This window comes from Burkholderia mycopellens (assembly GCF_964265025.1).
In the GTDB taxonomy this organism is placed as follows: domain Bacteria; phylum Pseudomonadota; class Gammaproteobacteria; order Burkholderiales; family Burkholderiaceae; genus Burkholderia.
This window is the reverse complement of sequence record NZ_OZ183804.1, coordinates 326,074-352,133: the sequence shown is the minus strand read 5'-3', so window position 1 is coordinate 352,133 and position 26,060 is coordinate 326,074. Positions and strand designations below refer to the sequence as shown.

General features: G+C 69.2%; 23 protein-coding genes. 18 read left to right on the top strand and 5 right to left on the bottom strand.

All coding sequences use genetic code 11. The features are described from left to right. Positions 1-9: 9 nt before the first annotated feature. Positions 10-1,515 carry an efflux transporter outer membrane subunit gene (locus tag ACPTTC_RS35395; protein ID WP_423395977.1) on the top strand — a complete coding sequence of 502 codons (1,506 nt, stop codon included), beginning with the start codon at positions 10-12 and terminating at the stop codon, positions 1,513-1,515. On the opposite strand, the gene ACPTTC_RS35390 is transcribed toward ACPTTC_RS35395, so the two are convergent. Continuing rightward, positions 1,496-2,968, bottom strand: a complete 1,473-nt coding sequence (locus ACPTTC_RS35390) for a heavy metal sensor histidine kinase (protein WP_423395976.1) — start codon at positions 2,966-2,968, stop codon at positions 1,496-1,498. The two genes, ACPTTC_RS35395 and ACPTTC_RS35390, sit on opposite strands and share 20 nt — an antisense overlap. Next, a complete protein-coding gene (locus ACPTTC_RS35385; protein ID WP_021160488.1) occupies positions 2,965-3,642 on the bottom strand; it encodes a heavy metal response regulator transcription factor in 678 nt (225 codons plus the stop codon). The genes ACPTTC_RS35390 and ACPTTC_RS35385 overlap by 4 nt, the downstream gene beginning before the upstream one ends. 200 nt (positions 3,643-3,842) lie before the next feature. Between ACPTTC_RS35385 and ACPTTC_RS35380 the strand changes: the two genes are divergently transcribed. Then, positions 3,843-4,100 carry a DUF4148 domain-containing protein gene (locus ACPTTC_RS35380; RefSeq protein ID WP_423395975.1) on the top strand — a complete coding sequence of 86 codons (258 nt, stop codon included), beginning with the start codon at positions 3,843-3,845 and terminating at the stop codon, positions 4,098-4,100. Between the two features lie 447 nt (positions 4,101-4,547). Here the strand turns inward: ACPTTC_RS35380 and ACPTTC_RS35375 are convergent, their stop codons facing one another. From ACPTTC_RS35375 to ACPTTC_RS35365, 3 genes are all read right to left on the bottom strand, one after another. After that, positions 4,548-5,540, bottom strand: coding sequence for a LysR substrate-binding domain-containing protein (locus tag ACPTTC_RS35375; RefSeq protein WP_423395974.1), 993 nt, complete (start codon positions 5,538-5,540; stop codon positions 4,548-4,550). Positions 5,541-6,154: 614 nt separating this feature from the next. After that, on the bottom strand, positions 6,155-7,018 hold the full coding sequence (locus tag ACPTTC_RS35370; RefSeq protein ID WP_423396566.1) for a ferritin-like domain-containing protein: 864 nt from the start codon (positions 7,016-7,018) through the stop codon (positions 6,155-6,157). 56 nt (positions 7,019-7,074) lie between these two features. After that, positions 7,075-8,022, bottom strand: a complete 948-nt coding sequence (locus tag ACPTTC_RS35365; RefSeq protein WP_423396565.1) for a fatty acid desaturase family protein — start codon at positions 8,020-8,022, stop codon at positions 7,075-7,077. Positions 8,023-8,433: 411 nt separating this feature from the next. On the opposite strand from ACPTTC_RS35365, the gene ACPTTC_RS35360 reads away from it, so the two are divergent. Genes ACPTTC_RS35360 through ACPTTC_RS35285 form a run of 16 tightly spaced genes read left to right on the top strand, consistent with a single transcriptional unit; the run spans position 8,434 to position 26,032 of the window. After that, complete coding sequence (locus tag ACPTTC_RS35360) at positions 8,434-10,197, top strand: fatty acyl-AMP ligase (protein ID WP_423395973.1); 1,764 nt, start codon at positions 8,434-8,436, stop codon at positions 10,195-10,197. After that, positions 10,194-10,904, top strand: a complete 711-nt coding sequence (locus ACPTTC_RS35355; RefSeq protein WP_423395972.1) for an ABC transporter ATP-binding protein — start codon at positions 10,194-10,196, stop codon at positions 10,902-10,904. The genes ACPTTC_RS35360 and ACPTTC_RS35355 overlap by 4 nt, the downstream gene beginning before the upstream one ends. Then, positions 10,876-12,093, top strand: a complete 1,218-nt coding sequence (locus tag ACPTTC_RS35350; protein WP_423395971.1) for an ABC transporter permease — start codon at positions 10,876-10,878, stop codon at positions 12,091-12,093. Before ACPTTC_RS35355 ends, ACPTTC_RS35350 begins: the two co-directional genes overlap by 29 nt. Further along, positions 12,090-12,830, top strand: a complete 741-nt coding sequence (locus ACPTTC_RS35345; protein ID WP_226198356.1) for an outer membrane lipoprotein-sorting protein — start codon at positions 12,090-12,092, stop codon at positions 12,828-12,830. The genes ACPTTC_RS35350 and ACPTTC_RS35345 overlap by 4 nt, the downstream gene beginning before the upstream one ends. After that, complete coding sequence (locus ACPTTC_RS35340; RefSeq protein WP_423395970.1) at positions 12,820-14,139, top strand: hypothetical protein; 1,320 nt, start codon at positions 12,820-12,822, stop codon at positions 14,137-14,139. Before ACPTTC_RS35345 ends, ACPTTC_RS35340 begins: the two co-directional genes overlap by 11 nt. Before the next feature lie 15 nt (positions 14,140-14,154). Continuing rightward, positions 14,155-15,264 (top strand): hypothetical protein, encoded by a 1,110-nt coding sequence (locus tag ACPTTC_RS35335; protein WP_423395969.1) that lies wholly within the window; start codon positions 14,155-14,157, stop codon positions 15,262-15,264. Between the two features lie 58 nt (positions 15,265-15,322). Beyond that, on the top strand, positions 15,323-15,577 hold the full coding sequence (locus tag ACPTTC_RS35330) for an acyl carrier protein (RefSeq protein ID WP_011350104.1): 255 nt from the start codon (positions 15,323-15,325) through the stop codon (positions 15,575-15,577). A 7-nt stretch (positions 15,578-15,584) separates the two neighbouring features. Then, entirely contained in the window at positions 15,585-16,469 is an 885-nt protein-coding gene (locus ACPTTC_RS35325) for a hypothetical protein (RefSeq protein ID WP_423395968.1), read from the top strand. A gap of 1 nt (position 16,470) precedes the next feature. Then, the gene (locus ACPTTC_RS35320) at positions 16,471-17,094 is read left to right on the top strand and encodes a hypothetical protein (RefSeq protein ID WP_423395967.1); all 624 of its coding nucleotides are present in this window, start codon (positions 16,471-16,473) and stop codon (positions 17,092-17,094) included. Position 17,095: 1 nt separating this feature from the next. Further along, positions 17,096-18,079 carry a ferritin-like domain-containing protein gene (locus ACPTTC_RS35315; RefSeq protein WP_069249716.1) on the top strand — a complete coding sequence of 328 codons (984 nt, stop codon included), beginning with the start codon at positions 17,096-17,098 and terminating at the stop codon, positions 18,077-18,079. A gap of 3 nt (positions 18,080-18,082) precedes the next feature. Further along, entirely contained in the window at positions 18,083-19,072 is a 990-nt protein-coding gene (locus tag ACPTTC_RS35310) for a ketoacyl-ACP synthase III family protein (protein WP_423395966.1), read from the top strand. Beyond that, complete coding sequence (locus ACPTTC_RS35305) at positions 19,062-20,237, top strand: PLP-dependent decarboxylase (RefSeq protein WP_423395965.1); 1,176 nt, start codon at positions 19,062-19,064, stop codon at positions 20,235-20,237. Before ACPTTC_RS35310 ends, ACPTTC_RS35305 begins: the two co-directional genes overlap by 11 nt. A gap of 24 nt (positions 20,238-20,261) precedes the next feature. Further along, entirely contained in the window at positions 20,262-21,836 is a 1,575-nt protein-coding gene (locus ACPTTC_RS35300; RefSeq protein WP_423395964.1) for an acyl-CoA ligase (AMP-forming), exosortase A system-associated, read from the top strand. Beyond that, a complete protein-coding gene (locus ACPTTC_RS35295; protein WP_226198364.1) occupies positions 21,833-22,924 on the top strand; it encodes a hypothetical protein in 1,092 nt (363 codons plus the stop codon). Before ACPTTC_RS35300 ends, ACPTTC_RS35295 begins: the two co-directional genes overlap by 4 nt. Then, entirely contained in the window at positions 22,924-24,774 is a 1,851-nt protein-coding gene (locus ACPTTC_RS35290) for an acyl-CoA dehydrogenase (protein WP_423395963.1), read from the top strand. The genes ACPTTC_RS35295 and ACPTTC_RS35290 overlap by 1 nt, the downstream gene beginning before the upstream one ends. A 1-nt stretch (position 24,775) precedes the next feature. After that, on the top strand, positions 24,776-26,032 hold the full coding sequence (locus ACPTTC_RS35285; protein WP_423395962.1) for a citrate/2-methylcitrate synthase: 1,257 nt from the start codon (positions 24,776-24,778) through the stop codon (positions 26,030-26,032). The last annotated feature ends 28 nt before the right edge of the window (positions 26,033-26,060 follow it).

The window sequence follows — 26,060 nt, the reverse complement described above, 5'->3', positions numbered from 1 at the left end:
ATATCCGCCATGCGCTTCTTTCGTCCGCTCCCGTTCGCGCGCCGGGCTGTCGTGCTCGGCGTCGCCGCCGCGTTGACCGCATGCTCGACGCTGCCCGCCTATTCGCCGCCCGCCGTCGCGGTGCCCGCGCACTATGCGGGCATACCGGCTTCGGGCGCGCCCGCCGCCCAGCCCGGCTGGAACGTCGCCGCGCCAGCCGATGCCGCATCGCGCGGCCCGTGGTGGACCGTCTTCGGCGATGCCGGCCTGAACGCGCTCGAAGCGCGTGTCGACGTGTCGAACCAGACCGTGAAGAAAGCCGTCGCCGAGCTCCAGCAGGCACGCGCGATGGTCGACTACCAGCACGCGGGGTTCCTGCCGACCGTCACGGCCGGCGTCGCACCGAGCCGTGCGCGCGTGTCGCAGAACAAGCTCGGCTCGTCGCTCGCCGGGAAGACGACGCCCGACTACCAGGCCGGCGTGGCCGCGAGCTGGGAGCCCGACGTGTTCGGCCGCGTGCGCGATGCGGTCACGGGCGCGCAGGCCGACGCCGACGCGAGCGCGGCCGATCTGCAGGCCGTGAAGCTGTCGGTCACGGCCGAGCTCGCGACCGACTATTTCGCGCTACGCTCGCTCGATACGCAGAAGCAGTTGCTCGACGACACGGTGCACGCGTATGCGGACGCGCTGAAGCTGCTGAAGCAGCAACTCGCGGCCGGCGCGATCGATGCGTCGGCCGTCGCACAGGCCGACACGCAACTCGAATCGACGCGCACCCAGGACACCGATATCGACGCATCGCGCGCGCAGCTTCAGCACGCGATCGCGACGCTGGTCGGCGAAAGCGCGTCGACGTTCGTGCTGCCGCCGCGCGTGCAGGCGTTCGACGTGCCGGCGATTCCGGCCGGCGTGCCGTCGCAGCTGCTCGAACGGCGGCCCGACATCGCGGCGGCCGAGCGTCGCGTCGCGGCCGCGAACGCGCAGATCGGCGAAGCGCGCGCCGCGTTCTTTCCGGATCTCGTGCTGTCGGCGAGCGCCGGGCTCGAAAGCGCGTTCTTCGCGCCGTGGCTCACCGCGCCGAGCCTGTTCTGGTCGCTCGGCCCGCAACTGGTCGGCACGCTGTTCGACGGCGGCCGCCGCAGCGCGACGCTGCGCGGTGCGCATGCGCAATACGACGGCGCGGTCGCCGACTACCGGCAGACGGTGCTCGTCGCGTTCCAGCAGGTCGAGGATCGGCTGTCGACGCTCGACGCGCTCGCGTCGGAAGCGCGCAGCCAGCAACGCGCGACCGACGCGGCCGACCTGTCGCTGCGGCTGACGACGAACCGCTTCAACGCGGGCGCGGTGAGCTACCTGGACGTCGTGACCGCGCAGACGATCGCGCTGACGAACCGGCGCGTGGCCGACCAGATCGCCGCGCGCAGGATGGAAGCCGCGGTCGGGTTGCTGACGGCGCTGGGCGGCGGCTGGAACACGCATGCGGATGTGGATGCAACCGTCGCCGGGCACCCGGCCGCTACGCCGTCGGCGTCCTGACGAACGTGAGGATGAACCGCGTACCGGCCGCGTCGCTTTCGACGTGTGCGGTGCCGCCGTGCAGCTCCATCACCGACCGCACGATCGCGAGGCCGAGGCCGGCCGTCCCACCCGGCGCGCCGCCGCTGCGTGCCGGGTCGCCACGCACGAAGCGATCGAAGATGCGCGGCAGCAGCGCGGGATCGATCGGCTCGCCCGGGTTGGCGACGACGACGCGCACCGCGTCCGCCGTTTCGTCGACGCTCAGCGCGATGACGCCGCCTGCCGGCGTGTAGCGCAGCGCATTGGCGAGCAGGTTGCTGACCGCGCGGCGGAACAGCTCGAGGTCGGCAATCAAGCGGCCCTGGCCGTGGACGCTCAGCGTCGACCCCGCTTCGTCGGCGAGCCCCTCGAAATAGCCGGCGATGCGCTCCAGCTCGTGATGCACGTCGAATGCGCGTTGCCGCGTGACGAAGCCGGGATGCTCGGCGCGCGCGAGAAACAGTACGTTCTCGATCATCCGCGCGAGACGGTCGTATTCCTCGAGATTCGATTCGAGCAGCGCCTGGTATTCGTCGGGCGAGCGCGGCCGCGCAAGCGCCACCTCGGTCGCGCCGCGCATGTTGTTCAGCGGCGTGCGCAGGTCATGCGCGAGATCCGCGCTGAATTGCGACAGGCGTCCGAACGCCTGCTGCAAGCGGCCGAGCATCGCGTTCTGCGCGTCGACGAGCGCCGTCAGTTCGCGCGGCGCGCGCGACGCATCGAGCCGCGTATCGAGCTTGTCGACGGTGATCCGGCCGGTATTCGCGACGATCTCGCGCAGCGGCGCGAGCGACTGGCGGATCAGCCCGTAGCTGAGCAGCATCGCGAACAGCGCGCCGAGGCCGCCGGCGAGCTTCAGCTTGTCGCGGTAGCCGTCGAGCATCTCGGCGCGATCGTGCATGTTGCGCGCGATCGCGATCCGGATCGTCGTGTGGTCGCGCAGCGCGGCCTCGGTAACGACGCCGCGCACGGGCGTGCCGCCGTCGGCGGTCCACGTCGCGATCCGGTCGGCGGTGATCCGTTCGTTCGCGGGCACGGGCGTCGCGCGCGGCGGGAACAGTTCGGCATCGGGCAGCGCGGGCGACGACGCGGACGGCGCGGCATCCGGCGGATCCTCGAGTTCGGTCCGCTCGACGTTGTGGCGCGCGAGCACGGTGCCCCGCCCGTCGACGACGGCCATCGACAGCGCCGCGTTGCCGAGCACCTGGCTCGTCAGCCGGTCCGCATGCGCGCGCACCGCGTCGAGCGAATCGAGTTCGCCGGCCAACCGGCGCGTGTGCCGTGCGGCGAGCACGATGTCCAGGTCGTCCTGCGTGCTCATCTGCCGCTCGAGACCGGTGTACACATACGTGCCGACGAGCGCGAAGACCGCGAGCGTGGTCGCGCCGAACGCGAGCGCGAGCGTCGCGCCGAGCGAGCGGCCGAGCATCATGCGGCATCCTTCGGTTCGAGCACGTAGCCGACCCCGCGCACCGTATGGATCAGCTTGACCGCGAAATCGTCGTCGATCTTCGCGCGCAGCCGCCGGATCGCGACTTCGACGACGTTGGTGTCGCTGTCGAAATTCATGTCCCACACGTACGACGCGATCTGCGTGCGACTCAGCACCTCGCCTTGCCTGCGCGCGAGCAGTTGCAGCAGCGAGAATTCGCGCGGCGTCAGGTCGATCCGCACGGTGCCACGCTTCACGCGGCGGCGCACGACGTCGATCTCCAGATCGCCCACCGCGATACGTTCCGTCTCGCGCGGCGGCCCGCGCCGCGCGAGCGTGCGGATACGCGCGAGCAGCTCGACGAACGCGAACGGCTTCACGAGGTAGTCGTCGGCGCCGAGTTCGAGGCCGTGCACGCGATCCTGCACGTCGTCGCGCGCGGTCAGGAACAGCACCGGCGTCGCATGCGTGTCGCGCAGCCGCTTGAGCACGCTCCAGCCGTCGAGCACGGGCAGCATCACGTCGAGCACGATCACGTCATAGCTTTCTTCCTGCGCGAGCGTCAGCCCCTCGCCGCCGTCCTTCGCGAGATCGACGCTGAAACCGGACTCCTCGAGCCCTTTCTTCAGGTACGCGCCGGTCTTCGGTTCGTCTTCGACAATCAGGATGCGCATGATCGGCTCCATCGCACTCGGTGATGACATGCGCCGATGTTACCGGGAAACGGTGCGGGCCAGCCTCCCCGCGCCCGCCCGACGCGGCCTGATTACGAAACTGTAATCGGCGGGTCAGGGTGGTGACTGCCGCCGCAACCAGAATTCGAAGCGTGGGCCCCGCCCCACTCGCCCGTTCGCTCAACCGCCAAGGAGTCGCCATGAAACTCGTCGCTGCTTTCGTCGTTGCCACGCTGAGCCTGCCGTTCGGCACGCAGGCCTTCGCCCAGTCCACGCAGGCGCCGCTCACCCGCGCCGAAGTCCGCCAGCAACTGATCGATGCCGAAGCCAACGGCCTGTTGCCGTTCAACCGGAACGACTATCCGCCGTCACCCGCGCAGATCGCGCGCAATCGCGAGCTTTACGCGCTCCAGCATCGCGACGCGGCGCCGGTCGCGACCGCTTCGACCGAGAATTGACCTCGGCGTATTGCCGACAGCCGGCTGACGGCCGGATGTCGCGCATGCCCGGCATCGGCCGGACGGTTCCGCGGCACGTGCAAGCGCGGCCGCGGAATCCATTTCAATCGAGGGTTGAGGCGCATCGCGCCGGCGGCGACACGGCCGCCCGGCAATCACGCGGCCCGCGCAAGAACCGCCTTCATCCGTCACGCCCCCGGCCCGGCCATCTTTCGACATCGAGCGTTACATTGGGACGGCCGCCGCCGGTGCGGGCGGCAGGACTGGGCCGCCCATCATCGCTGGTAAGCCGATCTGAAATGCGGCCGCGCGGCCCGCTGACGATCGGCCGCGCCCGCGCCGTTCGCGCGCTCACGGTTCCGGCGAATGCCGGCAGCGTGCCGGGCCGGAAGCACGGCGGCACGCTCGCATCGAGCCGCGGCGGCGCGACGACGCGATACGACCGAACTATCCGACGCGATACATCGGCACCACGTTGCTGCCAGCCGATTCCTGGTCCGACGCGAGCGGATCGCGCGCCTGTTCGAGCAGCCAATTGGTCAGCACCGCGATATCGAACTCGTTGCATGCATCCGGGTTCTGCACCAGCACGTAGCTACCCGATGCGACCGTACAGTGCGGGAACAGCTCGACGAGCCTGCCCTGCTTCAGCAGCCCGTCGACCAGCGGCCGCCGCCCGATCGCGATGCCGTGCCCGTCGACCGCGGCCTGCACCAGCTGGTCGTACTGGCTGAAATGCAGCGCGCCCGCGGGCCGCAGGCGCGGCACGCCCAGTTCCTTCAGCAGATGGCTCCATCCGTGCCACGGCCACTCGCCGCGCGGATCGTCGAGATGCAGCAGCACGTGCTTGTCGAGGTCGGCCGGCTTCATCGCCGCCGCGTCGCCCGCCGCCGGCATCAGGCTCGGGCTGCAGACCGCCACGACACGCTCGCGAAACAGCACGTCCGTCTCGTCCGTCGACGTATACGGCCCGGCATATCGCACGGCCAGGTGCAAACGTTTGCGTTTAAGATCTTCAATTTCGCTCGTTGCCGATACGCGTACGTCGATGTCGGGGTAGCTTGCTCGGAACGAGCCGAGGCGCGGAATCAGCCACAGCGCCGCGAACGAAACGGTGGTCGACAACGAGATCGAACGCTGGCCGACACTCGACGACAACTTGCCGATCACCGATTCCAGGTCGGACAACGCGAACGAGATCGCGTCGTACAGCTCCCGCCCCTTGTCGGTCAGTGTCAGCGAACGAATGTGCCGGTGAAAGAGCTCGATCCGGAGCTGCTCCTCGAGCGCCTTGACCTGCCGACTCACGGCGGATTGCGTGACGTTCAGTTCCTGCCCGGCACGCGTAAAGCTCAAATGACGCGCCGCGCATTCGAAGCCTCTCAGGAAATCCAGCGAAGGCATACTTCTCAATCGCTTTGCCAATCTCACATTAGCCATACCGCCGCCTCAAAGTTGCACCCACCGACAGGCAAATCGCCGCTCGTCTCCCTGAATCGTTTCTCCTATTTGGATTCGGGAACGATTTTATATTGAAGCTTGGATGCGGATCATTCTTATTTTCAATCGTGACATTCGTATTTATCTATCTTTTTTCATCGACCCGATATTCTTACATTAGCATTATGAGGTAGTGATTTTGTAAATAAGCGCACACCCAGAACGACGCGAAGAACGGTCGACAACGGCACGCAAGAACAGGATATTTCAGGCACAAACCCGCGCTCCACCAGCCACCTTGATGCCAGAGCAGAGCCGCACCCCGATTCCTACAATACAATTTCATTCACCAAACATTTTTATTCTCTTCCCGGATTACGAAAAGAATACGCATCTCAACATACATGCGGAATACTATTTAAATATTCAATTTCATGTTTATTAAAATATACTAAACGCATGAAATTGAATTGCACCATGCAATTCGCCGAAATTGATGAACCAATTATGTCCGGAAATGAATATTGCGCCGACCGGACACGGCAACCCGCGTACGTCGCGCCAGCGCACCATACGGAATCGGTTCCTCCCTTTACCGGACGGAACGCGTGTCGCTATACGCTGTCCGCCCCACTGTCGGCCACCCGGTTCGTCCGCGCGGTCACTTCGCGGCGATAGCGGTTCAGTTCCTGCGCGGTCGCGAACGTGTGCTCGAACAGGATCGACAGGTTGTGCAGGATCCGCTCGACGACCTTCTTTTCCCACTCGCCGTCGAACCGGATCTGCTCGTCGAGCCAGCGCTCGAGCCATTCCGGATCGGGCAGGCGCGACTGCACGGTGTCGCGCGGGAACAGCGCCTGGTTCACGTGCAGGTTGGTCGGGTGCAGCGGCTTCTCGGTGCGGCGCGCCGACGCCATCAGCACGCCGATCTTCGCGAACGCGGCACGCGCAACGTCGCCGCAGTCGTTCAGCGCCTTCTTCATGTAGCGCAGGTACGCGCCGCCGTGGCGTGCTTCATCGCGCGAGATCGTTTCGTAGATGTGCTTGATGACCGGCTCCGTATGCCAGTCGGCCGCGCAACGGTACCAGTGGTTCAGGCGGATCTCGCCGCAGAAGTGCAGCATCAGCGTCTCGAGCGGCGGCGCCGGATCGAATTCGAAGCGCACCGCGTGCAGTTCCTCTTCGGTCGGCACCCTCTCCGGCCGGAAACGGCGCAGGTATTCCATCAGCACGAGCGAATGCTTCTGCTCCTCGAAGAACCACACGCTCATGAACGCGGAAAAGTCGCTGTCGTGCTGGTTGTCGCGCAGGAACATTTCCGTCGCGGGCAGCGCCGACCATTCGGTGATCGCGTTCATCCTGATCGTCTCGGCCTGCTCGTCGGTGAGCAGCGAAGCGTCGAACGTGTCCCACGGAATGTCCTTCTCCATGTCCCAGCGCACCGCTTCCAGCGACCTGAAAAGTTCCGGATAAAGCATCGTCGTCACCGTCGTCGAAAAGCGTTCGGGCCCGGCACCGGCCACCACCGTCGCGCTCATGCCGATTGCGTGGATGCCGGCGCCGCCGCGTCGGCATCGGGCATGCGGTCGTCCGCGTCGTCTTCCACCGTGCGCGGCGACAGCCTGCCGCGCAGCAGCGCGTAATAGAACTGCCGGTACGTGCGGTGGTAGTAGCGGATGCGCGGCCCGATCGCGCCATGCAGGTCATGCAGCCGCTCGATCGGCAGGTTCGGCATCATGTGGTGCTCGACGTGATAGTTGTTGCCGTTCGTGAACCACGTCATGAACGCATTGCTCTCGATCGTCCGCGTGTTGCGGAACGGATCGGTGCTCGTCAGGTCGCAGCGGTAATGCTCGGGCATCTCGACCAGCGCATGCACGGGCGCGGCCACGAACACGAGCGGCACGACCCACACCCACACGACGAACCCGGTGTGCAGCGCGAACGACACGGCGGCCAGCAGCGCAATCGCCGCGACCATCAGCAGGTGATCGCGGCGGATCGCGCGCGACACGAGCGGATTGTCGCCGAAGCGTGCGCCCGGCACGACGAGTTTCGCGACGTTCTTCGCGAACTGGATATAGTGCGCGGCCATCGACAGCCGCCACGCCCACAGGCCGAGACTGACGACGGGGCTCGCGCCGTACTGGTCCCCGTAGTCGAAGAACTCCTTGTTCTCGGGCGTGCCGAGCAGCCGGTGATGGCGCAGGTGGCTGTCCTGGTACGCATGGAACGACACGAGCATCGGCATGCCGAGCAGCACGCCGAACACCATGTTGAGCCGCTTGCTCCTGAATCCCTGGTAATGCAGCGCCTGGTGCTGCAGCTCGACGCCGTGCGCGTACATCGCGCCGATCAGCAGGATGCCGACAATCTTCAGGACCACATACGTCGACAGCGCGAACAGCATGCCATGCGCGATGAGTGCGACGTAGACCGCCAGCTTCAGCGAGAAGACGACGCCGCTCGGGCGGCTCTTCAGGTCTGCAACCGGTTTCGGGCGGGCGACAAGCGATGAGGTGACGGACAAGACGCTCTCCTTGAGCCGGACCTTGCCCGGCACGATGACGCGGCGACGCTGGCGCGCTGCCGGGTTGCAATTCTTCTGTGAGTCGATGCTTCGGACAAACGAATTTTCCGAACGCATTGCATGACGCCCGCGCATGAGCGCCCCACATCGTGAACTAGACGACCGGTCGAATGCGTACCGACCATTCACCTCGCACGTGCTCACGCGTATCGCCACGCCGAGTGGATGCGTGCTGCTCATGCATAGCCTGCAAATATTCCGTTTGTCGCGCCCTGACGATCCGGCAAGAATCCCCCTCACTCGACGAACGGCGCCGCCGGCACCGTGGCGCGAGCGGCCGTGTTCCTCAAGGGGAGAATCCTCGTGACGAAGTACGCATCCACCATTCATCGCCTGATCGAATCGCTCGAGGACGTCGCCGGCGCCATGCATCGCATGACGTTCGTCGACGAAGCCGGCAACGAGGCGAGCATCACGTACCGGCGCTTCGCGGAAGAAGTGTTTCGCCAGTCCGGCGCGCTGCGCGAACTCGATGTGCGCGAGAACGACATGGTGATGCTGGCATTGCCCGCGTCGATCGAACACGCGGCCGCGATGATGGCCTGCGTGATGACGGGCGCGCTGCCCTGCACCGTGCCGGTTCCCGCGCGCCGCGCCACCGCCGGGCGGCAAGTGATCGACGTCGCATGCGAGCTGTACCGGCCGCGCCTCGTCATCGCCGCGGATGCCCGGTCCGCCGCATGGCGCGACGACGCGTTTCCCGCCTCGTCCACGCGCGTCGTCGATCTCGAGACGCTGTCGCTCGCTGCGGATGCCGGCGCACGCGCGCTGATCAGTGCGAAGCACGGCAGCGATCCGCATCATGTCCAGCTCACGTCGGGCTCGACGTCGCACCCGAAGGCCGCGGTGCTCAGCCACGAGAACGTGATCTCGAACGTGCTCGGCATCGGCGGGTCGGTGCGTTTCGACCTCGCGGCCGGCGACGGTACCGCGTCGTGGCTGCCGCTCTATCACGACATGGGGCTGCTCACGCTGCTGTCGAACATGCATTACCGCGCGCCGCTGCTGATGATGCAGCCGAACAGCTTCATCCGGAATCCGCTCGGCTGGTTGAAGCGCATCGCGTCGGCGCGCGCGACGACGACGTCGGTGCCGACCTTCGCGCTGCGCTACTGCGTGCGCCGTTTCAACGCCGCCGCGATGGAGGGCGTCGATCTGTCCGCGTGCCGCAACATCTTCATCGGCGGCGAACGCGTGGACGACGCGACGCTGCGCGACTTCGCCGCGACGTTCGCCCCGTACGGTCTCGCGGCCTCGACGCTGCAGCCGTGCTACGGGATGGCCGAATCGACGCTCGCGGTGTCGATGCATCGCGCGTGGCACGAAGGCGCGGTCGATGGCGCGCCGTACGTGATCGCCGACACGCTCGACCGGCGCGCGCTGATCGAGCGCCGCGATGCGCAACCGGCCGCCGCGAACGACGGCGCCGACATCGACACCGAAACCGTGCTGGCGATGGGCACGCCGATCGACGGCATGGCGTTCCGGATCCTCGACGACGGCGACCATGCGCTGCCGAACCGCGCCGTCGGGGAAGTCGCGATCCGCGGCACGTCGGTGATGCTCGGCTACCTGAATCCGGAAGACGGCTCGATCGCCGCGCCGCTGACGGCCGACGGCTGGTTCCGCACCGGCGACATCGGCTACGTCGCCGACGGCCAGCTGCATATCCTCGGGCGCAAGAAGGAAGTCATCATCATTCGCGGCAGCAACTACTTCCCGCACGAAATCGAGGAGGCGCTTGCGTCGCATCGCACGCTGCGCAAGAGCACCTGCATCGCGTTCGGCCTGCCCGACCCGGAGACCGGCACCGAGCGGCTGGTCGTCGCGATCGAGGCGCGGCCCGTCGATGCGACGCCGCAGACGCGCGCCGAGTGCCAGCAACTGCTCGCATCCCGGATCGGCTTCGCCGCGCAGGACCTGTGCTTCGTCGAACCCGGCTCGCTGCCGCGCACGACGAGCGGCAAGCTGCAGCGACTGAAGTGCCGCGACCTCTATGCGAACGGCGCGCTGTCCGTCATCCACGCGGCGGCCGCCGCCGAAGCCGGCCAGGGAGCGTACGCATGACGGCCGCCACGCTCACCCCGGTGCTCGAATTGCGCGACGTCACCCGCGTGTACGAGGGCGCCGGCCGGGTCGTCGCGGTGCGCGGCGCGACGATCTCGATCGGCCAGCGCGACGTCGTCGCGCTCGTCGGCCCGTCGGGCAGCGGCAAGAGCACGCTGCTCAACCTGGCCGGTTTTCTCGACGTGCCGAGCAGCGGCGAGCGCTGGCTCGAAGGCCGCCGGATCGACGACGCGCCGGACACGCTCGAACGGATCCGCCGCGAGCGCATCGGTTTCGTGTTCCAGCAGTTCAACCTGATACCGGTGATGTCCGCGCTCGAGAACGTCGAACTCGGCTGCTTCGCGTGGGGCACGCCGCGCACGCGCCGCGAGCGCGCCCGCGCGATGCTCGACGCGGTGGGGCTCGCCGCGCGCGAACGCCACCGCCCCGGCGAGCTGTCCGGCGGCGAGCAGCAGCGGGTCGCGCTGGCCCGCGCGCTCGCCAAGGAGCCGGCGATCGTGATCGCGGACGAGCCGACCGCCAGCCTCGACAGCACCAACGCCCGGGCGGTGGCCGAGCTGATCCTCGACACCAACCGCACGCTGGGCACCGCCTTTCTGATTGCGTCGCACGACGATCGTCTGTGCGCGCACCTGCCGCGCCGCATCGAGATGCGCGACGGCGTACCGGGAGTGAATCGTGAACTGGTCGACGTTTGCGTGGCGTAACCTCTGGCGCAACAAGCGCCGCACCGTGCTCACGATGGCGATGATCGGCGTTGCCGCGTTCGCGTCGAGCCTCGCGCTCGGCTATGTGATCGCGACCTTCGACGCGGTGCGCGAAGGGTCGATCGACAGCGGCGTCGGCCACGTGCAGGTGCTGCACCACGGCTATCTCGACCTGATCGGCGAGCGGCCGCTGCAGTACGGGCTGAGCGCCGACGAGCAGGCCGCCGCAACGCGCGCGATCGCGGCGCTGCCCGGCGTCGCGACCACCGCGCGCGGCATCGACTTCGACGGGCTGATCTCGAACGGCGACCTGAGCGACGGCTTCGTCGGCGAAGGCATCGAGCCGAACCGCGAGCCGCCCGGCTTCTTCGACTATCACACGGTGCTGTCGGGCCGTTACCTGTCGCCGACGAATGCCGGCACCGAAGTCGTCGTCGGCGCCGAACTCGCGCGCAAGCTCGGCGTGCACGTCGGCTCGGTCGTGCAGCTGATGGCGTCGACCGCGCACGGCGGCATCAACGCGACCGACGCACAGATCGTCGGCGTGATGAGCACGGGCAACAAGGACGTCGACGAGCGGATCGTCAACGTGACGTTCACGGCCGCGCAGGCGCTGCTGCGCACCGACCGCGCGTCGCGCATCGCGGTGTTCCTGTCGGACACGGCGCACACGCCGGCCGCCGCCGCGGCGCTACGCGCCGCGCTGCCGACGCTCGACGTGAAGACCTGGGACCAGCTCGTGTCGCTCTATCACCAGGTCGTCGCGCTGTACAAGAACCAGTTCTCGGTGTTCGGCGCGATTCTCTGCCTGACCATCCTGCTGTCGATGAGCAACTGGATCCTGATGAGCATCGTCGAGCGCCGTCGCGAGATCTCGACCCTGCGTGCGCTCGGTGTGCCGGCTGCAACGGTGCGCGGCGTGCTGATCCAGGAAACCGCCTTCCTCGGCCTGCTCGGCGCGGCCGCCGGCATCGCGGTGGCGCTGCTGACGATGGTCGCGCTCAATCACGCGCAGATCCACCTGCCGCCGCCGCCGGGCCGCGTGAAGCCGATCCTGCTCGAATTCACGGTCTCGCCGGCCGCCGTGGCCGCCGTCGAAGGCGCGTTCGTCGCGCTCGGGGTGGCCGCCGCGCTGCTCGCGACGCTCGGGCTCGCCAAACGCAACATCCTCGAAGGACTCGCCCCATGATTCGCATTCGCCACCTGGCCGCCGCGCTCGTCGCGTGCGCGCCGCTCGTTCATGCCGCCGACACGCCGACGGCCCAGGCCATGCTCGCCCGTGCGGACGCATACCGCAGCACGGCCGCCGATACGCAGACGAACATCCAGATCACGAACGAAGTCGGCGGACAGTCCGGCGACGCGACGCGCTATCTCGTCTATACGCGCGGCAACGGCGACACGCTCGCGCTGACGCGCAGCGGCGAGAACGACGGCCAGAAATACCTCGCGACCACGCGCGGCCATTGGTTCTACGTGCCGAACACGCGCAGCGCGGTCCGCATCAACGGGATGCAGCGGCTGCAGGGCGAGGTCGTGATCAGCGACATCACGCGCACGCACTGGGCGGACAGCTATCGCGCATCGGCCGCGGCCGGCGCGACGACGATCGCCGGCAAGCCGGCCACCGAGCTCGACCTGACCGCGACCGATCCCGACAACGTCTACCCGACGATCAAGCTGTGGGTCACGCCCGACACCGACGTGCCAGTGCGCGCGCAGTTCTTCCTCGCCAGCGGCCTGCTGTTCCGCAGCGCCGACTTCTCCGCGCCGGTCGATGCGAACGGGCGCAAGGTGATCCGCAAGATCACGTATCGCAACGAGATCGAAAAGCAGCGCGCAAGCGTCGTCGACATCCTCGACGGCCAGCCGCGCAAGATTCCGTCGGGCTGGTTCAATCCCGACACGCTTGCCGATGGCCAGTGACCACGACGCCCATGTCGACGCCCATCGTGACCGCCTCCGTCCATCGCCCGGCCGACTCTGGCCCGCCGTCGCGCTCGCCGTCCCGCTTGCGCTCGGCTGCACGCTCGCGCACGGAGCATCGCTGATGGAACAGTTGAGCACGCTGAACGGCATCGCGTACGCACGCTCGGTCGACAGCATGGACGGCCACGCGCTGCTCGGCAGCCTGATCGGCGACGAGCCGCGCAACCAGCAGGAAGCCGGGCTGCTCGCGCGCATCGACGGCGAGAACCTGTTCATGAATGCGCGCGCCGTCGCCAGCACCCATTCGCTCGGCGCGCAGGCCACCCGCTTCAACGAGGCCGGCGTGCGCTACGCGTTCGACAACGGCATCACGCTCACCGCCGGCAAGCGGATCGATCCGCTCGACACGTCGCAGGCGTTCTTTCCGCTCGGCTTCTTCCAGAAGCGCGCCGCGACGGCCGACATCTACGACCGCTACGGCGATGTCGAAGGCACGCCGCTCGTCGAGGCGAAATGGGCCGGCGAGCAGACCACGCTGCAGTTCATCGCCGGCGAGAACCGCACGCTGCGCAGCGACGTCGACAACCGCGACGTGCAGGGCGCGACGCAGCTCGTGCGCGGTGCATACAACTGGGCCGGCGGCTCCGCGGCGTTGCTCGCCGGCCGTCATGCGGGCCGCGGCGGCGCGGGCGCGACGCTGTCGTTCGACGTCGCGCGCTCGAACACCGTCTATGCGAGCGCGTGGCTCGAACGCGGCACGACACGGCCGCTGCCCGCCTTCATCGCGAACGGCACGCCGCTCGATTCGCCGGCCGCCTACGACGCGGTCGATCGCCGCAATGACCGCCAGGTCATGTGGCGCAGCGCGGTCGGCATGCAGAGCGCGCTGCCCGGCAACCTGTCGCTGATCGTCGAGTGGTCGCACGACGAGGCGCGTTACGACGCGAGCCAGTGGCGCCAGATGGTCGGCGCGGTCCGCGCGAACAACGCGCTGCTGCCCGTCGCACCCGGCGCGGCGCTGGCCGGCCTCGGCGGCACGGCCGATTTCGTGAGCGTCGACGGCAACCTGCGCGACTACCTGTTCGCGCGGCTCGGCAAGAAGATCGGCCGCGTCGAGTATTCGCTGCGCGGGGTCTATTCGCCGCAGGACAAGGGCCTGCTCGCCATCGCGCAAGTCGTCGCCGACGTGAACCAGCGTGTGAGCGTCGATGTCGCGGTCACCCGTGCGTTCTCCGACAGCCACTCCGAGTACCGGATGGTCGGTCTCGGCACCCGTATCGACGCCGCCGTGCGCGTGCGCTTCTGACAGGAACCCTGCCCCATGTCCACGCTTTCCGTCCCCGCTTCGTCCGCCGGCCCGTTCGCGACCCCGCCGCTGCTGCCGCGCGTGGCCGACCAGGCCGCGTATCCGGTGCTGCGCCACTTCGACACGATCGCGTCGCTCGGCACGCCGCCGCGCGCGGCGGCCCGGCTCGTCGAAGCGGCCGCCGTGCGGCTGCTCGACAGCGAAATGGTGATCGCGCTGCGCGCCGCCACGCCGGATGTGCTGCCCGATTCGTCCGCGTCGACGCCGCTGCGGCACGACGAGGCGCCGCTCACCGAAGCGCTGCTCGACCAGATCGGCCGCGAAGGCTTCCATCACCTGTTCAAGCCGTTCATGCGCGCCTTCATCCGCATCATGTTCGGGCTGTTCTTCTCCGACGACCAGAACCGTCGCGCGTGCGACTGCATCGACAGCGGCCATAACTTCGCGTTCCTGATGAGCGACGGCGGCGGCCCGACGCTCGCCGCATGGCGCACGGTCGTGCGCAGCGACGACAACGGCCTCGCGCTCACCGTCGACAAGGTATGGGGCATCGAGGCGCATCGCGACTGCATGGCGGTCGTCGCCGCGCGGTTGCCGGGCGTGATGTTCCCGGCCGCCTACCTCGTGTGGCCCGACGAATACCGGAAGCTGACGCGCACGACCTGCGGCGCACCGTTCCTCGCGGGCAACCTGCAGCTCGCGAATGTCGGCGGCCAGGTGCGCGCGAGTGCCGAAGATCGCCTGCGGATCGGCGGCCCGACCGTGTTCAACAAGTACCTGACCGTCGTGCGCCCCTACTTCGTCCGCGCATTGATGGCGCATATCGGCTGGCTCGAACGCACCGGCCGCGTCGAACTCGACGCCGACGCGCGCGCCGTGCACCGGTTCATCGCGGACGCCGCGCGCAGCCAGACCGACGACGCGCACTACAGCTTCGGCAAGGTGCAGCGCGTGCTCGCGATCAAGCTGCTGTCGAACGAGTTCCTGACGGCGCTCGTGCGCGACGGCAGGGTCGCCGCGTTCGACGACCAGCGCGACCTGCTGGCGTTTTCGAAGATGGAAGGCAGTTCGTACCGTTGTTATCACGAGCTTCGCAAGAGCCTGCGCTGCGAAGCCGGCAGTTGACCCACGCGACAGGCCGATCGATCCCGATCAACCCACTTCATTATCAGGAGCTCCTCTCATGACGACCCAGAACGTTCCGGCCGACGCGCTCGACATCCTGTCCCGCGAAGTCGCGAAGATCCTCAACGTCGAAACCGTCGATACCGACGCCGGCATCGGCGAGCTCGGCATCGATTCGCTGAACATCGTCGAGTTGATCGTGTTCTGCGAACAGCTGTACGGTTCGATCGACCCGGAAGCGCTGAACATCACGCAGTACACGACGCTGCAGCAGCTCGACGCGCAACTGCGCCGCCAGCAGCACGCCGCCTGACACGACGATGCTCGCGCCCCTTGCGACCGTGGCGGCCCCCGCCGCCCAGCCGGCCCCGGCGACCGCGCTGACCGTGCAGGCACTCGCGTACCGGCGCGTCGCGCCGTCGCGCGACGGCGCGGCCGTGCCGCTCGACGACACGGCCCGCGCGATCGGCCTGCTCGCGTGCGCCGAACGCGAGCGGCTGTGCGGCGCGGTCGGCGCGGACGACTACGTGGTCAGCTCGACGATCCTGTCGATGCTGCTGATGAACGATTCGCCGCCGCATCGCGTGTTCGCCCAGGCACTCGCCGGCGCGAACGACTACACGCCCGACTGGATGACCTGCTCGTACGAATGCGCGGGCTGGGGCTACGTGCTGCGCCGCACGCTCGCGACCGCAGCCGAGACCGGGCCGCGCACGCTGCTGCTGCAGATCGTCGACATCGACGTGCACGGTTTTACGTACTGGCACGGCAACCCCGCATGGGGACGCTCGGGCTTCGGCGTGTGCACGCTGCTCGTCGACGTCGGCCGCGAAGCGTCGCCGTCGGCGCCGTCGGTGCTGGCCGATGCCGCACCGCCGGCCAGCGCGGTCGTGCGGCTGGGCCGCGACATCCGCACCTTCTGCGCGGCCCGCCCCGGTTTGCAGGCGGCGCTGCCGTTCTTTCCGGCGACGTCGCGCCGCGCGCTGCTCGCGTCCGTCGGCAAGACGCCGTTGCTGCCGGACGGCCACGGGCTGTTCGGTCATGCGTTCGGCAGCGATCCGTGGCTGTCGGTGCTGCTCGCGCATCGCGACGGCGACACGCCGCGCCGCGCGGCCGTCTGCTCGCTCGCGCTGAACGGCTATTACGCGGTCGCCGACGTCGCGTTCGCGCCGGACGCGACGTTCTCTCTCGACGACGAGGCGTGACATGGTGCGACCCGTTCACTTCACCTACCGGATCGAGCGCGATGCGCGGCAGCCGGTCGCGGTCGCCGCGAGCGCGTACCGGATGCCGCTCGAGACACCGGCCGACTATGCGCGCGCCGCGCTCGCGGAAAGCGCCGGCGACCTCTACGACGCGGGCGATGCGCCCGGCGGCGAGCGCCGCGTGCTCCTCGACCACGTCCAGTACTTCGCGTTCCTCGCGGAAGTCACCGCGCGCATCCGCGATGCCGTGCATCCGGACGCACGCGTGTTCATCGAAGTCTGCGCACCGTACTTCGGTGCGCTGCCCGCCGAACTGCTCGCGCCGCACGTGCTGCTCGGCGTGCACCTGTACGACGAAGCATTACGCGATGCCGCGCGCGGCGCACCGGTCGTGTGGATCGGCGACCGGATCCTGCGCGATGCGGAGTTCGCCGGCGACAACCGCGTGTGCTGCGCGATCTGGCCCGCGCGGCTCGCCGACGTCTTCGACGCGCAGTTGCGCGGCCCGTGGCCGTCGTATGCGATCCGCCTCGACCCGCACTCAGCCATGCCGCGCGGCGCCGTCACGACGTTTACCGATTCCGCCCATGATTCCGGCGCCGCCGCGCGGCCGGGGAGACCTTGAAATGACTGACACGCTCACCGTTATGCAGGACACGGCCGACATCCGCTGGTCGATGCCCGTCGACGCACTGATGTCGAACGATTACGCGCTGCGCGAAGAGGCGCTGAACCGGCTGTACGAAAAGGCGAAGGCCGCGCAGTGGGACGTCGCGACCGACGTCGACTGGAGTCACGACCTCGATCCGGCGAATCCGCTGGGCATGCCCGACCCGACGCTGCTGATCTACGGCACGGAACTGTGGGGCAAGCTGTCCGACGCCGACAAGCGCGAGGTGCGTCATCACGCGCAGGGCTGGCTGCTGTCGCAGATCCTGCATGGCGAGCAGGCCGCGCTGATCTGCGCGTCGAAGCTCGCGTCGGCCGAGAACGGCCTGAGCGCGCGGCTGTGCGCCGCCGCGCAGATGATGGACGAAGCGCGCCACGTCGAGGCGTACGCGAAGCTCGTCAACGAGAAGCTCGACGTCAGCTACCCGATGAGCCGCTCGCTGAAGGGGCTGCTGCACGACACGATCACGAGCAGCGCGCTCGACATGACGAACCTCGGGATGCAGGTGCTCGTCGAGGGTATCGCGCTGTCGATCTTCCAGAGCGTGGTCGCGTACAGCACCGATCCGTTCATCAAGGACCTGTTCGTGCGGATCCAGCGCGACGAATCACGCCACTTCGCGGTCGGCCGGATCACGCTGTGCCGCGTGTATGCGGAGATGAGCGCGGTCGAGCTGCGCGAACGCGAGGAGTTCGTCTGCGAAGGCGCGGCCGTGCTGTACGAGCACCTGTGCGCGGACGACATCTGGGAACCGATGGGGCTGTCGAAACGCGAATGCAGCGCAATGGTGCGCGAGTCGCCGGTGTCCAGCTCGATCCGCCGCTCGATCTTCCGGCGCCTGGTGCCGACGATCCGCGAGATGGGCCTGCTCACGCCGACCGTGCAGGCGACCTTCGAAAAACTCGATGTCCTCGACTACGCGGCGATGCCGCTCAACTGAACCATGACGACGAACGCCTCCCAAGCATCCCGCGACGCCGGCTTCTGGATCGGCATCGACGCGGCGGCCTACGAGCTGCCGGGCCTGCCCGTCGATATCGAGGCCTGGGCCGCCGAGCGCGACTACCCGGCGCAGCGGGCCGCGGCGATCGCACACTCGGGCAGCCGCTATTTCCACATGGCGCTCGACACGAGCGAGACCGATCTCGCGATCGCGGCGGCCGGCCGCCTGCTCGACACCGCGCGCGTGCATCCGTCCGACATCGGCGCGATCGTGCACGTGCACACGCAGCAGTTCAGCGTGCCGCCCGCGCCGCGCAGCCTGCCGCACGAGCTGGCCGCCGAGCTCGGCATCGAGCCGCTGTGGCTCGGCTCGGTCGCGCAGCTGAACTGCGTGTCGGTCGCGGCCGGCATCGAGACGGTGCGCGCGCTGATGCGCCGCCATCCGCAGCTCGACGCGGCGCTCGTCGTGTCGTCCGACCGCGTGTACGGCGAGGACTACCGGATGCGGCAGATGACCGGCGTGCAGTGCGACGGCGCGGCCGCGATGCTGATCGCGCGCAATAGCACGAAGAACCGGCTCGGCGGCATCGCGATCGAGACGCATGCGAAATGGCATCGCGGCTCGGATACCGTCGCCGCGAACGAGGCCGACCTGATCATGATGGAGTGGCCGTACACGCGCAAGGCGATCGACGCGGCGGTCGCGCTCGAGCCGCATGCGCTCGATGCGTACGAACTCGTGCTGCCGCACAACGCCGACCTGCCCGGCTGGAATGCGCTGTGCCGCGCGATGCGCGTGCCGGCCGAGCGGCTCTATGCGGAAAACATCCATGCGCGCGGCCATGCGTGCTGTTCGGATTTCCCGATCAACCTGGCCGACGTCGGGCTCGACGCGGTCGCGCGCGGGCAGCGCGTGCTCGGCGTGATGCAGTCCAACTGCGGCGCGTACGCGGCCGCGACGCTCCATCCGGTGGGCCGCCATGACGCCTGAGCGCCCGCTTCCGCCCGCCGGCGACCACGCGTGGATCGCCGACCTGCGCACGCCGTGCTACGTGTACGAGCCGGAAGTCGCGATCGCGCGCTACCGGTCGCTGAAGGCGCGGCTCGGCACCCGGCTGATCGTGTCGCTGAAGGCGAACCCGAACCAGGACATGCTCGCCCGCTGCGCGCATGCGTACGAGGACGGCGTCGAACTCGCGAGCCGCGGCGAACTCGACGCGGTGATCGGCCGGATCAAGACGCCGCGCTACCTGAACAACCCGTCGATGGACGAGATGTTCATGCGCGCCGGGCTCGCGTCGCGCTGTCATTTCGTGCTCGACAACCCGGACGCGGTTGCCCGCTTTGTGCCGCTGGCGCGCGAGGCGGCGGCCGGCGGCAGCACGCCGGGCCCGGTCCTGCTGCGCGTGAACGCCGGCGCGCTGGCCGGCGACGATGCGCGCGCGCTGTGGCACGACCACTTCGGGATGACGCCGAACGAGGCGCACGGCGCGGTGCGCACGCTCGCCGCCGCCGGCCTGGCCGTGGCCGGGCTGCACGTGTTCTCCGGCCCGCATTCGTTCATCCGCCAGGACGCGGCGCAGCCCGACACGCTCGTGCTGCCCGAACGGCTCGCGGCGCTGGCCCGCGACCTCGCGCCCGCCAACGGCGCCCCGCTCGCGTCGCTGAGCCTCGGCGGCGGCTTTGCCGACGATCATCCGGGCGACGCCGCGTTCGAACGCTATGCCGCCGCGCTCGCCCCGCTGGCCGGCCAGTACTCGCTTGCGCACGAATCCGGCCGCGCAATCTTCGCGGATGCCGGTGTGTTCGCGACGCGCGTCGTCGCGGTCAAGACGTGGCAGGACCGCACGATCGCGGTCTGCGACGGCGGGCTGTCGCATGCGTTCCTGCTTGCGCAGACCGAATCGGTGATGCGCCGGCTGGCCGCGCCGTCGCTCGTGCGCCGCACGGCGGCGCCGCCGGTGCGCGGCGTGCCGACGATCTATGTCGGCAGCACCTGCAGCCGTGCGGACGTGATCGGCCGCGACGACACGGGCGCACCGCCGCAGGCCGGCGACATCGCCGTGTTCGCGCGCTGCGGCGCCTATCACCGCACGTACTCGATGGCGCATTTCCTGTCCCACGACGCCGCGCACGTGTACGTGCGGCCCGCCTAGACCAACCCGACAGAGGAGCCGATCATGAATGCCCTGATCAGCGTCGCCGACCTGCTCGAACACGGCGCCGCGCGCTGGCCGCGGCATCCCGCGTATGCCGACGGCGGCGGCACGATGACCTACGAACAGCTTGCGCGCGCGGTTCGGCGCGCGGCAGCCGCGCTCGCATCGCGCGGCGTCCGGCCCGGCGAGCGCGTCGCCATCTACGCGCCGAAACGCATCGAAACCGTGGTTGCGATGCTTGCGGCCAACACGCTCGGTGCAATCTTCGTGCCGGTCAATCCGCAGTTGAAGGAAGCGCAGATCGAACACATCGTCACCGACAGCGGCGCGGCGCTGTTCATCACCGGCGCGCAGCGCTTGAAGCGCCTGCCGGCGCTCGCCGCGCTCGTCGGCGAGCGCGCGATGCTGATCGAGGAACTGGCCGATGCGATCGATGCGCCCTGCGCCGACACGCCGGCGCAGGCGCTCGCCGGCCGGCCGGTGGACGACGATCCCGCCGCGCTGCTCTACACGTCCGGCTCGACCGGCAAGCCGAAAGGCGTGGTCGTGTCGCACCGCAACCTGGTGTCCGGCGCGTACAGCGTTGCCGCGTACCAGGGGCTGGCCGGCGACGACGTCGTGCTCGGCGTGCTGCCGCTCAGCTTCGACGCGGGCCTGAGCCAGCTCACGACCGCGCTGGCGTCCGGCGCGTGTTACGCACCGCTCGACTTCCTGCAGCCGGCGGAAGTGCCGCGCCATTGCGACGCGTTCGGCGTGACGTCGATCACCGGCGTGCCGCCGTTGTGGATGCAGCTCGCGTCCGCCGGCTGGAGCGACACGGCGCGCACGCGGATCCGCCGCTTCGCGAACACCGGCGGCCATCTCGCGACGCCGCTGCTGCACCGCCTGCAGGCGCTGTTCACGCACGCCGCGCCCTACCTGATGTACGGATTGACCGAAGCGTTCCGCTCGACCTACCTGCCGCCGGCCGACGCGGCGCTGCGCCCGACATCGATCGGCAAGGCCGTGCCGAACGCCGAGATCCTCGTGCTGCGCGCGGACGGCAGCGAATGTGCGGCCGACGAACCCGGCGAACTCGTGCATCGCGGTGCGTTCGTCACGCTCGGCTACTGGAACCGGCCCGAGCTGACCGCGCAGCGCTTTCGACCGCTGCCGCGCCGGCACGGCGAGATCCCGCGCCCCGACGTCGCCGTGTGGTCCGGCGACATCGTGCGGCGCGACGCGGACGGCTACCTGTATTTCGTCGCGCGCGGCGACGACATGATCAAGACGTCCGGCTATCGCGTCAGCCCGACCGAAGTCGAGGACGTGCTGTTCGCGCTGCCCCACATCCGCGAAGCGGCGGTGTTCGGCGTCCCGCACGCATCGCTCGGCGAAGCGATCGCCGCATGCGTCGTCTCGACGCTCGACGCCGACGCATGCCGCGCCGACATCGCGCGCGCGTGCCGCGACGCGCTGCCGACCTACATGAGCCCGCTCGTCGTCGAGCCGCTGCCGGCGTTGCCGCGCAACCCGAACGGCAAGATCGACCGCCCCGCGCTGAAAAACCAGTATCGCGACGCGTTCGCGCGCACGAACGAGGAGACCGCCGCATGACCCTGTCGACGCTCGATGAAACCTGCCTCGGCGCGCGCCGCGTCGCCGAACCCGGCACGCTGGCCCTGTCCGGCGGCGTCGTGGTGCTGCCGCCCGCCGTGGTGTTCAGCGCGATCCAGGCCCAGGAACGCCATCCCGGCTACCGGCACCTGCTGTTGCCGCAGGCACGCTTCGCGCGGCCGCGCGGCATGGGGGCGCTGACGCCCGACGAAAGCACGCGCCTCGCGCCGGGCGGCCGGCCCACGCTGCGGGTCGCGCCGCCCGGGCGCAGTCTCGCCGACCTGGCCGCCGATGCGGCCCTCGACCTGCGCGACCAGCTCGGCTCCGGGCAGTTGGCCCGCACGACCCACGTGATCGTCGCGAGCTGCGCGCTCAACGAAGGCATCGGCGACTCGGTCGTCGGCCGCATGCAGTACGAACTCGGCCTGCAGCGCGTGACGCCGTTCGCGCTCGGCCAGAACGGCACGCTCGGCTGGTATTCGGCGCTGATGCTGCTCGACGGGCTGCTCGACGAAGGCGACCAGGCGCTCGTGATCCTCAGCGACAAGTGGCTCTATCCGTTCTTCCGCCAGTTCGGCGACCTGGTCGGCTACGGCGACGCGGCGGCCGCGCTGCTCGTGTCGCGCGCGGGCCCGGCGCCGGAGCCGGCCGACTGGGGCGGCGTACGGTCCGTCGCGGTCGAATTCGGGCCGTCGATCGCCGATCCGTGGGCCGACGCGCCGGGCGCGCTGCGCGACGCGCTCGCACCGGTCGCCGCCCGCGCGATCCGCCGCGCGCTCGACATGGCCGGGCTGCGCGCCGGCCAGATCGACTGGTGCGTGCCGCCCGGCTTCGATCCCGGCTTCGCGGCGCGCGTGGCCGATGCCGCGTCGATCCCGGTCGCCGCCCGCATCCAGCATGAAGCCGCCGGCCACCTGTCGTCGGCCGAATCGGCCGCCGCGCTGATCCGGCTCGCGGGCGCGCTCGACGAAGGCGAACGCCGCACGGTGCTCGTGTGGGATGCGGCATTGCATGGCGCGGCGGCGGCGGCCGTCGTCGACCTCGCCGGCGGCCTCGATGCCGCACTCGATATCGAAGGAGACGCATGATGAGCGCCTACAAGGTGAGCCTGCGCGAGTTGCGCTTCTTTCTGTGGGAACTGTTCGAGGCCGACAAGCGGTTCCTCGCGGAACACGGCCTGTACGGCACGCACGACCGCGCGTCGATCGATGCGCTGCTCGAACGTGCGCGCGACTTCGCGCTCGATCTCGGCCGCAGCTACCAGCAGGCGGACGTCGAAGGCTGCACGCTGCTCGACGACGGCCAGGTGCGCATTCCGTCGCATTTCCACGCGCTGTGGGCGCGGTTTCGCGACGAATGGTCGAACACGCTGTTCGGCACCGCGCACGGGCTGCCGCCGATCGTCACGCAGATGATCTACGAGATGTTCATGGGCGCGAACCCGTCGTTCATGACGTATGGCGGCTTCACGCGCCCCGCGATCAAGCTGCTGCAGATGCACGGCACGCCGCACCAGAAGGCGCTGATCGCGCCGCTCGAGGCGTACCGCTGGGACGCCTGCTTCTGCGCGACCGAACCGCAGGCCGGCACCGACCTCACCGCGGTCGCGCTGCGCGCGACGCCGCTCGAACGCGACATTTATGCGATCGACGGCGAGAAGGTCTACATCTCGGCCGGCATGCACGAGCTGACCGAGAACACGCTGTACTTCGTGCTCGGCCGCATCGACACCGCGTCGCCCGACTCGTTCTCGCTGTCGTGCCTCGTCGTGCCGCGCTTCTGGCCTGACGAGGAAACCGGCGAGCTGCAGCCGAACCATGTCGACTGCATCGGCCTGCCGCGCAAGATGGGGCTCAAGGGCTGCGCGAACACGCATCTCGTGTTCGGCGCGAACGGCACGACCAAAGGCTGGCTGCTCGGCGGCCGCCGCAATGTCGGCCTGCTGCAACTGATGCCGCTGATGAACCAGGCGCGGATGAGCACCGGGATGTTCGGTGTCGGCGTCGCGTCGAGCGCGTACCTGCATGCGGTCGAGTATGCGGGGCGCCGGCTGCAGGGCCGGCCGATCGAGCGCGCGTCGAACACCCACGCCGCACGCGTCGCGATCGTCGAGCACGCGGACGTGCAGCGCATGCTGGTCGACATGAAGAGCCGCGTCGACGGTTGCCGCGGCCTGCTCGGCAAGCTCGCGGCGACCGCCACGCGCGCGGCGATGCTCGAAGCCACGCCCGACGCCGACCCGGCCGAGATCGAGCGCCATCGCAAGCTCCAGCTGCTGCTGACACCGATCTGCAAGGCATTCATCTCCGACCAGGCATGGCGGATCTGCGAAACCGCGATCCAGGTGCACGGCGGGCTCGGCTATACCGATGCGAGCCCCGTCGAGCAGAACGCGCGCGACGTGAAGATCCTGTCGATCTGGGAAGGCACGAACTACATCCAGGCGCAGGACCTCGTGCGCGACAAGCTCGGCTTCGGCCGTCATTCGCGGCTGATCCAGTACTACCGCGACGAACTCGACGTGTTTCTCGCACGCCAGCATCACGCGGGCACGCATGCGGAGCTGCGTCCGCTGTTCGACGCGCTGCGCGCGGGCGCCGATCGCATCGCCGCCGCGCTCGACGACATCGCGCGCGACGTGCAGGACGGCCACACGCATCGCAGCAGCCAGTTCTACACGCGCTTTCTCGAGATGTTCGGCGTCGTCACGTCGGCGTGGGTGCTGCTCGAATCGGCGACGATCGCCGCGCGCCGGCTCGACGCGCCGGAAACAGCCGACACGCCCGCCGAACTCGCGTTCTATCGCGGCAAGCTGAAAAGCGCGCGCTACTACTTCGCGAACGTGCTGCCCGTCGTCGACCAGCACGCGGCCGTGATCGCCGCGATGGCGCAGGCGGCGATCAGCGTCAGCAGCGAAGAACTCGCGCAGGTGGAATGACATGGATACGACCCTCGACTCCGGCGCGACAGCCTCGGCCGCCACGCGCCCCGCGGCAGGCGACGCGCCGCGCAACCTGCTCGGCCGCCCGGCCACTCGCCATCGCGGCACCGACCTCGACGGCGCGACGCTCGAACCCGAAGCGCTGCGCGTGCGCGATCTCGACCTGAACGCGCTGATCGGCGCGACGACGTTCGAAGGCGCGCTCGCGCACCTGTGGTTCGACGTCACGCCCGGCAGCGCCGCGCATCGCGCGCACGAGGCGGCAATCGGCACGCGGCTCGCGGCGTTCGCCGAGGCACTGGCGCCCGGCTCGGCCGCGCAATCCGTCGCAGCGGATCTCGGCGCGGCAGGCGTCGCGCCGGTGTTCGCGGCGGCATCCGGCCTGCTGCGCGGTTTCGACGACGTAACGGCCCGCCTGCACGGCGAAGCGCCGGGCGACGCCGATCTCGACACGATGCTGCTGTGCGCGGCCGCCGCGCCGTTCCTGCTGCACGCGGCGATCGAAGGCCGCCCGCTCGCCATGCGCGACGACTCGGCCGGCGCAGCGCTCGCCGCCACGTCGAACCACGCACAACGCATGCTCGTGCTGACCGGCGCGACGCGCACCGATGCCCCGGCGCAAGCCGCGATGGACATGCTGCTCGTCGCGTGGCACGCCGGCTTCGGCTACATCACGCCGACCGTGCTCGCGCCGCGTGTCGCGATCGGCACCGGCGTCACGCTCACGCAGGCGATCGCATCCGGTTTCCTCGCGAGCGGACCGTCCCACGTCGGCGCCGCGCTCGAAGCGATGCACTGGCTCGCCGCGCTCGCGCGGTCGATCCCGGGCGGCACCGGTGCACCGCCCGCCGCGCTCGACGCGGCCGGGCGCGCGGCGATCGATGCGGCGCTCGACGCGAAGCACACGCTGTACGGCTTCGGCCATCCGCTGTTCGTGGCAGACCCGCGTCCGCCGCACATGCGCGCGCGGTTCGCGGCGCAAGGCTTCGACGGCGCGTACGTGACGCTGTTCGACGCGTGCTGCGCGCAAGCCGCCGCCCGCCGCGCCTTGCGGCCGAACATCGATTTCCTGACGGCCGCGACGCTGCTCGAACTCGGTGTCGCCGCACCGTCGTGGGGCGTCGGCGTCGGTCTCGGCGCGCGCATCGCGGCGATGGCCGCGCATGCGGTCGAACGCCGGCGCCGCCCTGCCTTCGGCGTCAACAGCGCGACCGCGCGACGGCTGCTGGCCGCCGTGCCGGTCGGCTGGCTGTGAACCTTCCTCCCTCCGCACTCAGCAAAAG

Excerpts from the sequence above, each read along its gene's own strand:
- ACPTTC_RS35395 (WP_423395977.1), top strand. The coding sequence starts at position 10 with ATGCGCTTCTTTCGTCCGCTCCCGTTCGCGCGCCGGGCTGTCGTGCTC.
- ACPTTC_RS35390 (WP_423395976.1), bottom strand. The coding sequence starts at position 2,968 with ATGATGCTCGGCCGCTCGCTCGGCGCGACGCTCGCGCTCGCGTTCGGC.
- ACPTTC_RS35385 (WP_021160488.1), bottom strand. The coding sequence starts at position 3,642 with ATGCGCATCCTGATTGTCGAAGACGAACCGAAGACCGGCGCGTACCTG.
- ACPTTC_RS35380 (WP_423395975.1), top strand. The coding sequence starts at position 3,843 with ATGAAACTCGTCGCTGCTTTCGTCGTTGCCACGCTGAGCCTGCCGTTC.
- ACPTTC_RS35375 (WP_423395974.1), bottom strand. The coding sequence starts at position 5,540 with ATGGCTAATGTGAGATTGGCAAAGCGATTGAGAAGTATGCCTTCGCTG.
- ACPTTC_RS35370 (WP_423396566.1), bottom strand. The coding sequence starts at position 7,018 with ATGCTTTATCCGGAACTTTTCAGGTCGCTGGAAGCGGTGCGCTGGGAC.
- ACPTTC_RS35355 (WP_423395972.1), top strand. The coding sequence starts at position 10,194 with ATGACGGCCGCCACGCTCACCCCGGTGCTCGAATTGCGCGACGTCACC.
- ACPTTC_RS35345 (WP_226198356.1), top strand. The coding sequence starts at position 12,090 with ATGATTCGCATTCGCCACCTGGCCGCCGCGCTCGTCGCGTGCGCGCCG.
- ACPTTC_RS35340 (WP_423395970.1), top strand. The coding sequence starts at position 12,820 with ATGGCCAGTGACCACGACGCCCATGTCGACGCCCATCGTGACCGCCTC.
- ACPTTC_RS35335 (WP_423395969.1), top strand. The coding sequence starts at position 14,155 with ATGTCCACGCTTTCCGTCCCCGCTTCGTCCGCCGGCCCGTTCGCGACC.
- ACPTTC_RS35330 (WP_011350104.1), top strand. The coding sequence starts at position 15,323 with ATGACGACCCAGAACGTTCCGGCCGACGCGCTCGACATCCTGTCCCGC.
- ACPTTC_RS35325 (WP_423395968.1), top strand. The coding sequence starts at position 15,585 with ATGCTCGCGCCCCTTGCGACCGTGGCGGCCCCCGCCGCCCAGCCGGCC.
- ACPTTC_RS35320 (WP_423395967.1), top strand. The coding sequence starts at position 16,471 with ATGGTGCGACCCGTTCACTTCACCTACCGGATCGAGCGCGATGCGCGG.
- ACPTTC_RS35315 (WP_069249716.1), top strand. The coding sequence starts at position 17,096 with ATGACTGACACGCTCACCGTTATGCAGGACACGGCCGACATCCGCTGG.
- ACPTTC_RS35310 (WP_423395966.1), top strand. The coding sequence starts at position 18,083 with ATGACGACGAACGCCTCCCAAGCATCCCGCGACGCCGGCTTCTGGATC.
- ACPTTC_RS35305 (WP_423395965.1), top strand. The coding sequence starts at position 19,062 with ATGACGCCTGAGCGCCCGCTTCCGCCCGCCGGCGACCACGCGTGGATC.
- ACPTTC_RS35300 (WP_423395964.1), top strand. The coding sequence starts at position 20,262 with ATGAATGCCCTGATCAGCGTCGCCGACCTGCTCGAACACGGCGCCGCG.
- ACPTTC_RS35295 (WP_226198364.1), top strand. The coding sequence starts at position 21,833 with ATGACCCTGTCGACGCTCGATGAAACCTGCCTCGGCGCGCGCCGCGTC.
- ACPTTC_RS35290 (WP_423395963.1), top strand. The coding sequence starts at position 22,924 with ATGAGCGCCTACAAGGTGAGCCTGCGCGAGTTGCGCTTCTTTCTGTGG.
- ACPTTC_RS35285 (WP_423395962.1), top strand. The coding sequence starts at position 24,776 with ATGGATACGACCCTCGACTCCGGCGCGACAGCCTCGGCCGCCACGCGC.